General features: G+C 48.9%; 9 protein-coding genes. All 9 read left to right on the forward strand.

The window, feature by feature from the left end:
• Window positions 1-91 precede the first annotated feature (91 nt).
• The 9 genes from ABIN22_RS11380 (at window position 92) to ABIN22_RS11420 (ending at window position 13286) form a co-directional block, all read left to right on the forward strand.
• Window positions 92-2329 carry an ABC transporter substrate-binding protein gene (locus ABIN22_RS11380; RefSeq protein ID WP_346908708.1) on the forward strand — a complete coding sequence of 746 codons (2238 nt, stop codon included), beginning with the start codon at window positions 92-94 and terminating at the stop codon, window positions 2327-2329.
• Complete coding sequence (locus ABIN22_RS11385; RefSeq protein ID WP_346908710.1) at window positions 2277-3188, forward strand: carbohydrate ABC transporter permease; 912 nt, start codon at window positions 2277-2279, stop codon at window positions 3186-3188. The genes ABIN22_RS11380 and ABIN22_RS11385 overlap by 53 nt, the downstream gene beginning before the upstream one ends.
• Window positions 3189-3264: 76 nt before the next feature.
• Window positions 3265-4056 (forward strand): carbohydrate ABC transporter permease, encoded by a 792-nt coding sequence (locus ABIN22_RS11390; RefSeq protein WP_109731668.1) that lies wholly within the window; start codon window positions 3265-3267, stop codon window positions 4054-4056.
• Window positions 4057-4063: 7 nt separating this feature from the next.
• Entirely contained in the window at window positions 4064-5443 is a 1380-nt protein-coding gene (locus ABIN22_RS11395; protein WP_346908712.1) for an efflux RND transporter periplasmic adaptor subunit, read from the forward strand.
• Between the two features lie 14 nt (window positions 5444-5457).
• A complete protein-coding gene (locus tag ABIN22_RS11400) occupies window positions 5458-6495 on the forward strand; it encodes an ABC transporter permease (RefSeq protein WP_346908714.1) in 1038 nt (345 codons plus the stop codon).
• Window positions 6479-8527, forward strand: coding sequence for an oxidoreductase (locus ABIN22_RS11405; RefSeq protein WP_346908716.1), 2049 nt, complete (start codon window positions 6479-6481; stop codon window positions 8525-8527). Before ABIN22_RS11400 ends, ABIN22_RS11405 begins: the two co-directional genes overlap by 17 nt.
• A 16-nt stretch (window positions 8528-8543) precedes the next feature.
• A complete protein-coding gene (locus tag ABIN22_RS11410; RefSeq protein ID WP_346908718.1) occupies window positions 8544-9821 on the forward strand; it encodes an aconitase X in 1278 nt (425 codons plus the stop codon).
• A gap of 15 nt (window positions 9822-9836) precedes the next feature.
• Window positions 9837-10283, forward strand: a complete 447-nt coding sequence (locus ABIN22_RS11415; RefSeq protein ID WP_242996070.1) for an aconitase X swivel domain-containing protein — start codon at window positions 9837-9839, stop codon at window positions 10281-10283.
• 114 nt (window positions 10284-10397) lie between these two features.
• Window positions 10398-13286: a glycoside hydrolase family 3 protein gene (locus tag ABIN22_RS11420; protein WP_109731547.1), complete on the forward strand. Its 2889-nt coding sequence runs from the start codon at window positions 10398-10400 to the stop codon at window positions 13284-13286.
• The last annotated feature ends 90 nt before the right edge of the window (window positions 13287-13376 follow it).

The raw sequence follows: 13376 nt of genomic DNA on the forward strand, positions 1-13376 counted from the left end.
CAAAAAAATCTTTAAAAAAAGAATCTGGCTTTCAAGATTTTTTGAGATAGTTTCTGTATGATAGATAATAAAGAATGTAAGGAGGGGTGTTATGAAAAATATGTGGAAATATACAATTGTATTTTTGTTGATTTTATCATTGGCAGCCGGGGGGCTTACGGGCTGTAAGGGCGATGGTAAAAAGAAGTCCTCCGGAAAAGGGCGGTATGTTGAAAAGGACATAGAATTCCCGGTGAAGGAGGGACAGGAGCAATTCATAAGTTTTTTACAGTCAAAGGATGGCAATCCGCTGTTGTTTGCAAGCAACTACCTGAGGGCGGAAATCGCCCGGTACGAATATGTGGATGGAAAATGGGAAGAGACTGACCTTGACTGGTTCAGCAGACTGCACGATGAAGGAATGCCGACGATCGGCAAGGTGCGGGATGTACAGGAGTCTGATGATGGCACACAGGTGGTAATCATGCAGGGCACTGCGGGGACCCCGGACATTATATGCCGCGGGAAAGTAGGAAGTGCGGGAGAGATTCTCGAAATCCCTTATGTGACAGAGAAATCGGGAAACCAGTACATGATGGTTCAAAATATGGTGATAGACAAAGAAGGAAACTACTGGCTGAACGATCTGAATAATTTGAAGGCCGTGGTCATCTCACCGGATACACTGGAAACTATTATGGAGGTGGATTCTGCTTATTACGGCGATGCATTTTCCGGTTATGGAAGGCTTGCAAAAGGAAAGGACGGAAGTATAGCAGTCCAGGCAGAGGATGGCATCTGCAAGATATATGATGCCAAAAGCCTTGAAACAAAAGGTAAATTAACATTTGAAAAGGGTGAATGGCCTGCATTATGCAGTGATGGCAGCAATTGGTATGCTGTCTCCGAAAAAGGAATCAGCCGCTGCCAGATTGGCAGTGATATGACGGAAATTATGATGGACGGCGGCATGGGAATGATGGGACAGCCCAAATACAGGGCCGGTTCCGTAATCATGGGAAATGATGACGATTTCTATGTGCTTTACGGGCAGAATAAGGACTATGATTATAACCTGAAGCATTATGTTTATGATCCGGATATCTCAGCAGTACCGGAAAAGACACTGACTGTGTTTGGCTTGTCGGACAATGATACGGTTCGTCAGGGGATTCAGGAATTCCAGAGGAAGAACCCGGATGTCAGGGTAGATTTCCATACATCAGGCAAAGAGGACAGCGAAGTGACTTCAGATGATATCCGGACACTGAATACGGAACTGCTCAGTGGAAACGGCGCAGATGTGCTGCTTATGGATGGCCTGCCCCTGGATGCCTATATAGAAAAAGGGACACTGGCGGACCTGACAGACTTCACGAAGGAATTGACAGCCGAAGATTCCTATCTGGATAACATTTTAGAAAATACGGCGCAGAAGGATGGCAGGATTTATGCCCTGCCAATAAAATTCAGGATTCCAATTATGTATGGAAGCCCGGAAGTCCGGGATGCATTAGAGTCAATTGATTCTTTGGAACGTTATCTGGACAAAGAGCCTGATGCAACTGTTTTTAGCTTTCCTGACCACTGGTACATCAGAGATCTTCTCTTTCAGCTATATCACGAAGAGATTGTGAAAACAAACGGTAAAGTCGATCAGAAGAAGCTAAGGACACTCCTTGAACTGGAAGAAAAAATCTGTGAAAATGCCGGGACAAAAGAATTCGAAGAACGAAACGATATTACAGAGAAGTACAAGGATTCCGCGGGGATATTCACCAGTTGGGCAGAATTTGGGATTATAAAGCATCCGGATACAGCAGAAACCGCGGAGATTTCCAGCGTGCCCGGCATGACCTTCCCTTATGGAATTATGCGTGAGCTAAGCCTGTCCCCGGTATCCATCCAGAATCTGTATCATCCGGTCGGTATCGTGGGAGTGAACCAGAACAGCACCCAGAAGGATTTGGCAGAGGAATTCCTAAAATTCCTGCTGTCCGAAGAGGTACAGTCGGTGCAGCAGAAAGAGGGACTTCCGGTTCTGGCAGATTCAATGGACGGCCTGAAGGAAGAACTTGATAGTACATATATGAATTCACTTAGCAGTGGATGGAGATTTGAAACAGAAGATGGAGAAATGGAGTTTATTGCATTTGGATATGCAGTGACGGAGGAAGAACTTCGGGGCCTGCTTGACATGAGCCGGACACTGACCAAACCTCTGATACAGGACCGTGCCGTATGGGGCATTTATCAGGAGAACGCGGAAAAATATCTGGAGGGCAGTATCGATGTGGATGAAGCAGTTGAGACCATTGCGCAGAAGGCGGATACCTATCTCGCAGAGTAAGAAGACGGAATACCGGACGGCATACCTGTTCCTGCTCCCAAGTCTTTTGGGAGTGGGAGGGTTCGTCTTCCTTCCCTTTCTGGATGTCTTCCGGCGCTCCTTTTTACAGGCATCCGGACACGTGTTTGTAGGGTTTGGGAATTACCGGACTGTGCTTCAAAACGAAGCTTTCCAAAGGGCGGCAGGCAATACAGCGAAGTTTATGCTGGTCTGTATCCCGCTGCTTCTTACATTGTCCCTTAGTATTGCGGTATTCGTCCAACAGAGCAAAACATACCAGAAACTTATGAAGACAGGGTTCCTGCTTCCGATGGCACTGCCGGTGGCATCTGTGGCAGTCTGCTTTAAAATGATATTCGACCGGCACGGCTGGCTGAACCTGTTCCTCAGGCAGTTTGGAGGGAAAGGGGCGGACTGGCTCTCTTCAGACAATGCTTTCTGGGTGCTGATTGCCTGTTACGTGTGGAAGAATCTTGGATATGACATGGTGCTGTGGCTGGCAGGGTTAAGTGCAATACCGAAGGAGCAGTATGATGCGGCTAAGGTACAGGGTGCAGGGCGGTGGGCTCTTTTTCGCTATATCACCCTGCCCCAGCTGGCAGAGACGATATTTGTAACGGGACTTCTTTCTTTTATCAATGCGTTCCGTGTCTTTCGTGAAGCATACCTGCTCTCAGGGGATTATCCGGACAAAAGCATCTATATGCTGCAGCATTTGTTTAACAACTGGTTTACCAGTCTGGATATCCAGAAAATGACAGCCGCAGCGGTGATGCTGGTGCTGTTGATAGGAGGGATCTTAAGCGGTGAGGAATTTTGGAAGAACTGCCGGGAGAAAAAGGAAGAGCAAAAGAAATAGCGGGGGTGCAAGAAGGAAGAAGAGGCAGTTATTTGAAGGTGTGACAGGTCTGTTCCTGTTTTTTGTACTGGTTATCATGGTATCGCCGCTGCTCCTGATCGTATCCTATTCGTTTATGGGAAGCGGAGAGCTCAAGGAAGTGTGTGGTGCAGTTCTGTCAGGGATGAAAGGGATGGCGGGATTCAGGTTCTTTCCTGCATATCCAACGCTTCGTGCATACGTGCAGATCCTTCTGGATTCACCGGAGTTTTTTACGTCTTTCTGGAATTCCTGCATACAGACGGGGGGAATCCTGCTGGGGCAGTTTCTTGTGGCAGTCCCGGCCGCATGGGCATTTGCCAATTTCAGGTTCCCGGGAAAGAATGTGCTGTGGTTTCTTTATATGCTTCTGATGATCCTGCCGTTTCAGGTGACGATGGTTTCCGGATATCTGGTTTTAAACAAAATACATCTGATGGATACGTTTGCAGCAATCATCCTGCCGGGAATGTTTTCCACACTTCCGGTCTTCATTTTAAGGAAAACCTTTGCAGCAGTTCCGAGAGAGATCATTGAAACGGCGAAGGTGGACGGGGCGGACGAGTTCAGGATTTTCCTGTCTATAGGACTGCCATTGGGAAAGGCGGGGATCTTTGCAATCCTCATCTTAGGATTTCTGGAGAGCTGGAACGCGATTGAGCAGCCCATGACGTATTTAAAGACAGCGGCGTATTGGCCAATGTCACTGTATCTGCCGCAGATTATGGAGAAAAATGCTTCTCTTGCGTTTGTAGCTTCTATGATTATGCTGGTGCCGGCACTTCTTTTGTTCTTCTTTGGACAGGATTATCTGGAACAGGGGATTGCTGCATCAGGGCTAAAGGGGTAGACAGAATATGGATAAAAAGAAAAAACTTGCGGTTCGCATTCTGGCCGGATTTTTTATCGCAATGGCGGTATGTACTATTATTGCAAGGGCGGCGGCATCTTTGATGGTTGCACAGGTGAACGTGGACAAAGTAAGAAGGGGACGGCTCACCTATTCCTACACGGGGAGCGGGAAGATTGTGCCTGAGAAAGAAGAGCAGATTTTCCTCTGGCCGGGCCAGCAGGTAGAAAAAGCCGCAAAGGAAGGGAGTACTGTGAAGAGGGGCGAATGCCTTGTACAGTTTCGCGGGGAGTATCTCTTAAAGACTATTGAGCAGAAACAAAGTGAGGTCGAGCAGCTTAAGCTTAGGCGCGAACAGCAGCTTATTTCCACGAGGGAGACACAGAGGGTACCGGCTTCTGCAAGTGCAGCGCTTGCCCTTAAGTCTGCCGAAGACCGTCTCGCACAGGCATGGCAGAAGGAAGCAGACGCCCAGTATGCCTATGATTCGGAGGAATCCGAAGAATTGAAACAGCAGCTATATCAGGAAGTGCAAAGTACTCAGGCGGAAGCAGCGTCTTTGGAACAGGCGGTGACAGATGCCCAGAATGCTTATGATTTAGCCTGCCAGCAGGATGCGGCACAGGAAGAAAACGATGCAAATGCCAGGGAGGCTGCTGAATTGGGGATAAAAGATCTGGACATCCAGATCAGACAGGCAGAGGAAGAACTGAAAAAGCTGCAGGAATATCAGGCTGCCGACGGTAAAATCTATGCAGAAAAAACTTGTGTGATACTGAAATCAGGCGTGCAGGAAGGGAGTATTTCCACAGGGACAGAAGTACTGACGGTTGGAAACAGCGGATGGCGCCTTCAGGGGACTGCCGGTACAGAGGAGAAAGAGGTACTGGAAGCAGGACTTCAGGTGGAAATTGAAACTTCTTCATCAGAGAAATATAAAGTAGAGATTGAGTCAGTTGCGCAGGACAGAGACGGGGAGAACACGGGAATCCTTTCCGGCCAAACTGGCAATGCAGACGCCGGAGGCGATCCGGCCGCAGAGGTTACTTTTTGGTCTGCTTCCCTTCCGGACGGTATGGTAGCGGCATACAATGAAACTTTTATCTGGAAGACAGAGATAGAAACCGAGGAAGAGTTTGACCAGATCATTCCCCAGTCAGCGCTCCGGGAGGGTGCATCTGGCTACTACTGCCTGGTCCTTTCAGAAGAAACCGGCATGCTTGGAACTGTTCAGGCAGCAAAAAAGGTGAATGTAAACGTGATAAAAAAAGACGGTGAGAAGGCGGCAGTTGAAGGCGGTCTTAAAAGAGACAGCCAAATCATAGTATCTTCTGACAAATATGTAGAGGAGGGTGATCAGGTACGGATAAAGGAAAACGAAAACTAATATGTTATCTGATATTGGCAGCACTTCTACTGTTGGTGGATCTTTGGCTGTTCAGCCGCATGTCTGTACAGGAGGAGTTTTCTGAACACCTGAGTATGCGCTTCCGGGAGGGAACTATTTCGGAAGGGGCATTCGATGCCTTTATGGAAAGCAGCAGTAAAGAAGAGTTTTCTTTGGCCGCCGTGTGGAAATCAGACGGTGAGGCAGCGGCAGCAGCAAAGAACACAGGAAGAAGAGAGCAGTTAAAGTGCTATCGTATCAAAGGACAGCCGGAGGCAGTGTTTGGGGTGACGCTGTGCCTTGGCCGGTATTTCTTTCAGGATGAGGAGGATGCCTGCCTGCTGGACCAGAAAGCGGCACAGTGTTTATTTGGGACAGAAGATGCTGTGGGAAATATTGTGGAACTGGACGGGAAAAAATATCAGGTTGCAGGAATCCTGTCAGGCGGCAGGATGGTCTGCGCCATCCCGGCAGATAAAGGGGCTGCCTTTGACGGGATCGCGGTCTGCAGAGCATCGTCAAAGCAGTCTGTTAAGAACAGCATCAAAACACTGGAAATGTATTTTGGAAACGCGGATGAAGTGATTGACGGACAGTTCTACTTCTCATCCGCGTATATTCTGTTTGCCCTGAATCTGGCGGTGACATGGTTCATGATCTGCTTTTTAATCGGTTTTTCTGCCAGCCGGCCAGTTAAAATATTGTTTCTGGTAACCGGAGGGGTATTTGCTGTCCTGATTCTAATCATGGGAATACGTTTTTCAGGATTAGGGAGAGAGTATCTCCCTACTTACTGGTCAGACTTTGAATTTTACGAAAACTTATGGAGGGAGAAGGCGGATGCGGTAAGGCAGCTTTCGAGGCATCAGGAATTCTGGCAGGAACAGCTGATATGGACACGGTGGCTGCAGGCAGTCATAGGGAATCTTGTTCTTATAGGCGTGCAGATACTGACTGTGTATGTTACAATAGACATAACACGAAGCATGCAGCTTCATACCAGAAAAGGAATGCACAGGAAGAGGAGGAATGAGGATGGATCCAAGGCTTGAACCTTTATTTACGCCGTGGCGTATCGGAAACTGTGAGATTAAGAACCGCATTGTTTTAACTTCTATGGGAGGGACGAATCTCTTAGGATGGATGGAGAAGAACCATTTTGACAAAGACGGGGCCCGCTTTATCATGGAGGTGGCAAAGAATAACGCCGGACTGGTGCTGCCGGGGTGCCAGCCGGTCTACAACCCGATGTTCGGGCAGTGGCTTTATAAGAACAAAAAGATGTATGAGGATTTAAAAGCATGGCTCCCGGAATTCCATAAGACGGGGGCAAAGCTGTTTATCCAGCTGACGGCGGGCTTCGGACGCTCTTTTACGATCAGCGGACTGATGGAGACTCTTTACACAAATAAGTTTTTAAGAGTAGTCTCCAAACCGTTTATGGATCTGGATAAGATTACGGCGACAGCCAGCCCTTCACCGAACCGGTGGTCTGATAAGGTGCCGTCAAGAGAGCTGACTGTGGAGGAAATCCATGAATATGTAGAAGCTTTTGCGAAATGTGCAAGGCTGCTTCAGGATGCCGGCGTGGACGGCATCGAGATCCATGCGGTACATGAGGGCTATCTGCTGGACCAGTTTACCCTCAAATATGTGAACCACCGCACGGACGAGTATGGCGGCTCCTTCGAAAACCGTTACCGTTTTCCGGTGGAGATTGTGCAGGCCATTAAGAAAGAATGTGGAAAAGATTTCCCGGTATCCTTAAGATACAGTGTCCGTTCCATGACAAAGGGATTCAGGGAAGGGGCCCTGCCGGGCGAAGATTTCGTAGAAGCAGGAAGGGATATGGAAGAGTCCGAAAAGGCTGTGAAATATCTTCAGGATGCTGGCTATGATATGCTGAACTGTGATAATGGTACATATGACGCATGGTATTGGGCACATCCGCCGATCTATATGCCTGAGAACTGTAATCTGGAGGATGTAGAGCACATCAGGCAGTTTGTGGATATCCCCGTTGTATGTGCGGGCCGGATGGAACCATACACTGCGGCCGAATCCATTTCCGCAGGGAAAATCGACGGTGCAGGGTTTGCGCGGCAGTTTCTGGCGGACCAGGAGTGGGTTACAAAGATGAAGGAAGGCAGGGAAGAGGACATCCGACCCTGTATTTTATGCCATAACGGGTGCTTTAACATGTGCCATTACAAGGGCGTTGCAAATGACCAGGAACTTTCCGACAGCCTGCATTTGTCAAGATGCGCGGTTAATGCAGAGACGATGCAGTGGGATAAACACTATATTCATAAGGCATCAAAGCCCCAGACAGTATCCATTATCGGCGGCGGTATCGGAGGCATGGAAGCGGCAAGGGTATTAAAACTCAGGGGGCATGACCCGGTTATTTATGAAAAAAACAGTGTCCTTGGGGGAACTTTTATTCCGGCAAGTGCAGAATCCTATAAAGAGAAGCTTAGAAGCCTGCTTGCATGGTACAGACGCCAGATGGAGGTACTGGGTGTAAAAGTGAATCTGAACCACAAAGTCACAGATACGGAAACGTTTAAGGACGGCCCTGTTATTATTGCCACGGGTTCTGTTCCGAGGCTTCTGAAAAATGTGCCCGGTTATGAGCGTATGATCGAGGCATGTGACTTCTTAAACGGAGCAGAAGCAGGTGACACGGTGGCTGTGATCGGCGGGGGGCTGACCGGAAGCGAGATCGCATATGAACTGGCATTGATGGGAAAGAACCCGGTCATTGTGGAGATGAAGGATGACCTGATCTCCCAGACAGGTGTCTGTCTTGCCAACAGTTCTTATTTGCGTGAATGGTTCGCACTCCACAAGGTCCCGGTTTATCTGGAGACGACCTTGAAAGAGGTAAAGGAAGGTTCTGTAATCTGCCGGACCAAGGATGGAAAAGACATAGAGATCGCATGTGATTCGGTCATTAGCTCTGCGGGATATATACCAGATCCGTTGGATAAGAAAGGGGCATATCTGGTAGGTGACTGTAAGAATGTAGGCAATCTCAGGTCAGTGATCTGGGGCGCGTACGAGACGGCAATGAAAATATGATGGGAGGCCGGATACGATGATAAAGTATAAAATGAAACTGTCGAAGGAGCAGGAAGCAATCTTAAACGGCAGCAAAGGCGAGGTTATGGCAAAGGTTATGGAGACCATGATCCGTTACGGGGAATTGTTCGGGGCAGACAGGATGGTCCCGATTACCAGTGAATACAACCATCTGGTTACCTCCTTCGGACTGAAGGCGCTGGGTCCTGTATATGACCTGATGGAGAAACTGATTGATGCAGGGTGTGTGTCCTCACAGAAATTCACCGCAGACCCGAGGCCGTTAGACAAGAATGTACCAAGCTCTTTCATACAGAATATTGTTTTCAACCACTTTATGTACAGTAAACAGGATTTCTATGAGGACCAATTAGGGAAGCTGGGGCTGCTTGAAAGGGACGCCTTTACGTGTACCTGCTATATGGACGAGGTAGGAAATGCACCGAAGCCGGGAGACGTTCTATCCTGGTCAGAGTCCTCGGCAGTCGTATATGCGAATTCCGTACTGGGAGCCAGATGCAACCGTAATTCGGGTATTATCGACCTGATGGGATCCGTGGTAGGGTACGTGCCCTATTTTGGGCTGCTGACGGATGAAGGCCGCAGGGCGGACTGGATTATTGAAATCAAGACGACAGAGAAACCGGAGGCACAACTGTTAGGCTCTGCCGTCGGCATGAAGGTTATGGAGGATGTCCCCTATATTGTCGGGCTTGACAAGTGGCTCGGGGAACTGGACGAAGATGCAAGGACATACCTGAAGGATTTTGGGGCGGCCACGGCTTCCAACGGCGCAGTGGGGCTGTACCATGTGGAGGGAATCACCCCGGAGGCAGTGCAGCAAAAGAAGGCACTGCTGAAAGAGAATCCGAATGTATATGTCATCGACGATGCGGAACTGAAAAGGGTCTATGACAGCTATCCGGTCATCTGGAAAAACAAAGAGGCAAAGCCAAAGCTGTGCTTCATGGGGTGTCCGCACATGAGTCTGAACCAGCTTGTTAACTGGACCGAAAAGGTGGAGCGGGGCTTAAAAGAAGCCGGCAATGAAAAAGTCGTGATTCCTACCGTATTTACGGCTGCCCCGGCGGTACTGAAAAAGTTTGAAGAGACGCCTTATGCGGCGCGGCTGAAAAAGACGGGGGTAATCTTATCTTACATCTGCCCCCTTATGTATATGAATAATCCTTTGAGTACGAGTATGCCTGTCATAACTTCCAGCAATAAGCTCCGTACCTATACGAGTGCGAGATACTATACGGATGAGGAAATTCTGGAACAGATCACCAGGTGAACAAGGAGGTAAGATATGATGAAGAGTTTTCAGGGAAGGGTTGTGACCCCGGGGAATATGACTGCACAGGCGCTTGTGAGCCATGAAGGACTCAATACACTGGCGTCTTTCCAAAAAGCACTGCAGTTTGGCGATAAGAAGGCAACCTGTGGGGACCAGAACAACACAGACTTATACGGGAAACAGATGGCGGGCAGGGCACTCTGCCTGCCGAGAACCATCGGTTCCACTACAGGAGGGCTTGTTCTTTACTGTGCCTGTTCCATGAAACGGCAGCCGGCGTGTATGCTGTTTTCCGAACCGATCGACTCACTGGCCGGGGCCGGGGCAATCCTGGCGGACGTGTGGCTGAATGATGTAACGATGCCGGTGGTGGATTCACTGGGAGAAGCATTTTTAGAGTATGTGAAGGATGACATGACTATTACGGTGAAAGAAGACGGCGTAGTGGAAGTGGGCTGATAAGAGACTTCGAACAAGATATGCCAGCAGATATACAAGATGTGCCAGAATGAAAACACCTTCATTTTTTTGTGATATTCTTTCCGTGAATTATAAGACAGGGAGGAAAAAGAGATGAAGGGAAAAAAACCAATCTCAAAAGTAACGGCAGCAGTTAGTTACATTGTATGTGCGGCTGTCATTATCGGGCTGGTTATCGGCAATTCATATGCATTGAAATATCAGAACCTGATATCTGTATATTTTAATCAGCCGACACAGAAGGTAGTATCGTCGGAGAGTGAGGAGACAGAACACTTTGTCAGTGATTTTGACAGCAAAGAAGAGCGTAAGGCTCATCTGGAGGAACTGGGAACACAGCTTGAGGCAGAAGGAATCGTGCTTCTTAGGAACCAGGATGGGGCGCTTCCGCTTGGGGACGGTGCGAAGATCAGCCTGTTCGGACAGGACAGCGTGGACCCGGTTTACGGGGGCGGAGGAGCCAGCACGATTGATACATCTGTGGCAGTTAACATTAAGGATGCCTTTACCGACAGGGGGCTGACACTGAATGACACCCTGTGGGATTTCTATGACACGGGTGCCGGAAAGGATTACAGGAAGACACAGCCTGATGTTTACGGAGTCGGGGCATTTACGGTCAATGAGGTCCCGGCAGATGTTTACACAGAGGAAGTGAAGGGAAGCTTTGCAGAGTTTGCCGATGCGGCGGTTGTCATGATCGGACGCACGGGAAGCGAGGTATCCGACCATTCCGCAAAAGCAATGGACACAGGATATCATTACCTCCAGCTGGACGGCAATGAGAGGGATATGCTTCAGATGGCGGCAGACAACTTTGAGAAGGTAATCGTAGTGCTCAATACATCGAATCCTATGGAATTAGGCGTACTGGAAGAATACGATGTCGATGCGGTTCTCTGGGCCGGTGCATTGGGCCAGACAGGTTCCTATGCTGTGGCAGATGTGCTGACAGGCGCGGTAAATCCGTCAGGCGCACTGGTAGACACTTATGCCTATGACACAACGAGCGCTCCGGGCATGGCTAATTTTGGGGATTACACGATTGCGAACAGCAGCGTGGACCGTGGAGACAAGTATCTCGTATATGGAGAGGGGATCTATGTAGGATATCTCTATTACGAGACAAGATACGAGGATGTGGTTCTGGGTAATGAAGATCCCAAGGCCTATGATTATACGGCATCCGTGCAGTATCCGTTTGGATATGGACTTTCATATACTGACTTTGAATGGTCAGATTTCGAGATGGAAGAACAGGAGGATACTTACGAGATTTCCGTAAAAGTGAAAAATACAGGTGATGTGGCAGGAAAGGATATTGTCCAGATTTATATGCAGTCCCCTTACACAGAATATGATAAAGAAAACGGGATAGAGAAGGCTGCGGCAGAACTGGCAGGGTTCGCAAAGACATCCTTACTGGAAGCGGGAGCAGGGGAAACGGTGACTGTCAGCGTTCCGAAAGAACTTATGAAAGCGTATGATGCAAAGGGTGCAGGAACGTATATTGTGGATGCGGGAAGCTACTATTTCGCGGCAGGTACGGATTCTCACAATGCATTAAATAACATTCTCGCTGCAAAGGGAAAGAGCACAGCAGACGGAATGGATAAAGACGGAAATGCTGATTTTGCAGCGGAGGTTACAGTAAAGGAGCTTGATACAGAGACATATGCCAGCTCAGCGGCAACGGGAAATGAGATTACGAATCAGTTTGAGAGCACTGATATCCGTTATTATGATCCGGATTATCAGTATCTCAGCCGTAGCGACTGGGACGGCACATGGCCGGAGACATATAAAGATGGTACATGGGAGGCACCGGACGGACTTTTGGCAGACCTGGAAATTTCCTATACAGAGGATGAGGATGCGACGGAACCTGTAACAGATACAGTTGATGAAGAACTAGGCAGGCTGAACACAGCGGCCTTAATGGATCTGGACCCGGAAGACAGTGCATGGGATACTCTGATCCGTCAGATGAGCGTCAGCGAACTGGACAGCCTCGTCAGGATCGGGGGCTACGCTACGCAGCAGATTGATTCGATACAGCTTCCGGCAACGACAGACAAGGACGGGACAGCGGGGATATCCAGCGCCTTAGTAGGCGGAGAGAGCGGGACGGCATATCCGCCGGAGATTGTGATCGCATCTACCTGGAATGTGGAGCTGGCCGGGGAGTTTGGCCGGTGCATCGGGGAAGACAGCATCAGCCTCGGGGTAACGGTATGGTATGCACCAGCCTGCAATATCCACAGATCCCCATTCAGCGGCCGTAATTTCGAATACTATTCCGAGGACGGCTTCCTGTCGGGAAAGATGGCGGCCAAGACAGTGGAAGGTGCGCAGTCAAAAGGCGTGATCGTTACTGTTAAACATTTTGCATTAAACGATCAGGAGTGCAACAGAACCGGCGGGGCCATGTTTGCGAATGAGCAGTCTGTCAGGGAACTGTACCTACGGCCGTTTGAGATTGCTGTCCGCGATGCAGATGCACTGGGGATGATGGCATCTATGAACCGTCTCGGTGCAAGATGGTCGGGCGGCCATTACGGGCTTATGACCTCTACACTGAGGGAGGAATGGGGATTCAAGGGATTCGTTGTAACGGATCAGGCATCATTTGACGTATTTGCTTATGAAGATTTAAGGGAGGGACTTGAAGCGGGGACTGACCTGTGGCTGAATACGGATGCCGGCCTGTGGAAGCTCTCCGATGCCGAGATGACACCAACGGTTATAGGTAATATGCAGAAAGCGTCCGGACATATCGCATATGCAGTGGCAAACAGCAATGCCATGAATGGCCTTTCGGCAGGAAGCAGGATTGTGTCCGTTATGCCGCTCTGGATGAAGCTGCTTGTGGCACTGGATGTTGCAGCAGGAATTATCGTACTGTGTGTAGTGGTCATCACGACAGGACGACTCTTAAAGAAAAAGCAGTCAAATGCAGAAATTCAGGATCTTTCTAAATAATAAGATATGGAATCTGCGGATAATAGATGATAAATAATTGAGGGCATGTCCGGTGCGCGGCATAACGCGGCCGGATATACCCTCGATTTG

Origin of the sequence: Faecalicatena orotica, assembly GCF_905197545.1 — a bacterium.
Lineage (GTDB): Bacteria > Bacillota > Clostridia > Lachnospirales > Lachnospiraceae > Faecalicatena_A > Faecalicatena_A orotica.

Coding starts and splice junctions, on each gene's coding strand:
- ABIN22_RS11395 (WP_346908712.1), top strand. CDS start 4,064: ATGGATAAAAAGAAAAAACTTGCGGTTCGCATTCTGGCCGGATTTTTT.
- ABIN22_RS11390 (WP_109731668.1), top strand. CDS start 3,265: ATGGTATCGCCGCTGCTCCTGATCGTATCCTATTCGTTTATGGGAAGC.
- ABIN22_RS11420 (WP_109731547.1), top strand. CDS start 10,398: ATGAAGGGAAAAAAACCAATCTCAAAAGTAACGGCAGCAGTTAGTTAC.
- ABIN22_RS11405 (WP_346908716.1), top strand. CDS start 6,479: ATGGATCCAAGGCTTGAACCTTTATTTACGCCGTGGCGTATCGGAAAC.
- ABIN22_RS11410 (WP_346908718.1), top strand. CDS start 8,544: ATGATAAAGTATAAAATGAAACTGTCGAAGGAGCAGGAAGCAATCTTA.
- ABIN22_RS11385 (WP_346908710.1), top strand. CDS start 2,277: ATGAAGCAGTTGAGACCATTGCGCAGAAGGCGGATACCTATCTCGCAG.
- ABIN22_RS11415 (WP_242996070.1), top strand. CDS start 9,837: ATGATGAAGAGTTTTCAGGGAAGGGTTGTGACCCCGGGGAATATGACT.
- ABIN22_RS11380 (WP_346908708.1), top strand. CDS start 92: ATGAAAAATATGTGGAAATATACAATTGTATTTTTGTTGATTTTATCA.